The following is a 1900-nucleotide window of genomic DNA, read 5'->3' as shown; positions in this document are numbered from 1 at the left end:
GCACGCTGCCCGACGGCAGCACCGTGCCCGACGGCGGCACCGTGCCCGACACCGGCACCGGCACCGGCGGTGGCAGCGGGACCACGACCACGTGAGCAGCGTCGCCCCCCCGCCGGCGACCACCCACGGCGACCCCGCCCCGCGCCCCGCCGTCCCCACCGCCCGCGCCCGCGCCGACGCCGCCGTCCGCCTCGGTGCGCTCGGCGCCCTGTGGTCCGGCGCGCTGCTCGTCACCTACTGGTGGGCCGCCGGCGGTGGCCTGCTCGACCTGGGCGGCTGGCGCTCGGGCCTGACGTCGCTGGGCCGGCTCGCCGGGCTGGTGGGTTCGGAGCTGCTGCTCGTGCAGGTGCTGCTGATGGCGCGGATCCCGCTGCTGGAGGGCGCCTTCGGGCAGGACCGGCTGGCCCGGATCCACCGCTGGGTCGGGTTCTGCTCCTTCGACCTCGTGCTGGCCCACGCCGTGCTCATCACGTGGGGCTACGCCGCGGGCAGCCTCACCGCCGTCCCGGGGACGTTCTGGCAGGTCCTCACCCACGACCCGACCTGGCTGCTGGCCGTCCTGGGCACCGCCTGCCTGGTCGCCGTGGTGGTCACCAGCACCCGCGCCGCCCGGCGGAAGCTGCGCTACGAGTCCTGGCACCTCGTCCACCTGTGGGCCTACCTCGGCGTGGGCCTGGCCCTGCCGCACCAGCTGCTCACCGGGCAGGAGTTCACGTCCTCGCCCGGGCGCACGGTGTTCTGGTGGGGGTTGTGGGGCGCGGCGCTGCTGTCCGTGCTCGTCTGGCGCATCGGGGTGCCGCTGGTGCGCAACCTGCGCCACGACGTCCGCGTCAGCTCCGTCGTGCCCGAGGCGCCGGGTGTGGTGTCCGTCTACATGACCGGCCGCGACCTGCACCTGCTGCCGGTCGAGGCGGGGCAGTTCATGGGGTTCCGGTTCCTCGCCGGGCGCGGCTGGACGCGCAGCAACCCGTTCTCGCTGTCCGCCGCCCCCGACGGGCGCAGCCTGCGCATCACCGTGCGGGAGGTCGGCGACGGCAGCGCCCGGCTGCGCCACCTGGCCCCCGGCACCCGCGTGCTGGTGGAGGGCCCGCACGGGCGGCTGACGGCCCGCGCCCGCACCCGCCGCAAGGTCGCCCTCATCGGCGCGGGGGTGGGCGTCACGCCGCTGCGGGCGCTGGCGGAAGGGCTGGACCACACCCCCGGGGAGGTCGTGCTGCTGCAGCGCTACCGCGACCGGCCGCTGTTCGAGTGGGAGTTCGGCGTGCTGGCGGCCGAGCGCGGCCTGCGCGTGGTCGACCTGCCCGGCCGCCGCCGTGCGCCCGGCTCGTGGCTGGGGGAGGGCGCGCCGCCGCTGGACGACGTCGCGCTGCTGCGCCGCTGGCTGCCGGACGTCGCCGAGCACGACGTCTACGTGTGCGGCCCGCGGGGGTGGGCGGCGGACGTGCGCCGCACCGCGCTGGCCGCGGGGGTGCCGCCCGAGCAGCTGCACGTGGAGGAGTTCGCGTGGTGACCGGCGCCGTCCACGCCTGACGGCTGTCCGTCCCGGACGCCGGACGGGTGCAGCGCGCCCGGCTCCCCGAGCGGCTCCGGGCGCTGGTCATCGAGGACCAGGCCGGGCGCGACGCGATCTGCTGGTCCGCCCTCGACGGCTGACCCGCGCCGCGCGGGTGGCCGGGCACGGCGCGAGACTGCGGGCGTGAGCCGCCCCCGCCTGCCCGTGCGCGCCCTGTTCCCGCCGCCGCTGCCCCCCGGCGTGCCCGGCGACCGGGGCCTGGTGCCCCAGGGCGGGCAGTTCCAGCGGCTGTGGGGGCAGCGGATCGTCCTCGCCGGGGGACCGGCCGCGATCATGCTGCAGATCGCGCACCCCCTCGTCGGGGCCGGGGTCGTGCAGCACTCCGAC

At 77.8% G+C, this 1900-nt stretch carries 2 protein-coding genes; both read left to right on the top strand.

Features of this window, described 5'->3' with window-relative positions; genetic code table 11:
• The first annotated feature begins 91 nt into the window (after window positions 1–91).
• Window positions 92–1510 (top strand): ferredoxin reductase family protein, encoded by a 1419-nt coding sequence (locus tag ABEB16_RS17380; protein ID WP_345713482.1) that lies wholly within the window; start codon window positions 92–94, stop codon window positions 1508–1510.
• A 186-nt stretch (window positions 1511–1696) separates the two neighbouring features.
• Window positions 1697–1900: oxygenase MpaB family protein (locus ABEB16_RS17375; protein ID WP_345713481.1), on the top strand; the 204-nt coding region annotated here is incomplete at its 3' end.

The organism is Kineococcus glutinatus (assembly GCF_039542765.1).
GTDB lineage: Bacteria > Actinomycetota > Actinomycetes > Actinomycetales > Kineococcaceae > Kineococcus_A > Kineococcus_A glutinatus.
Note: the sequence above shows the minus strand (reverse complement) of the source record. Positions and strands in the feature narration are given on the sequence as shown.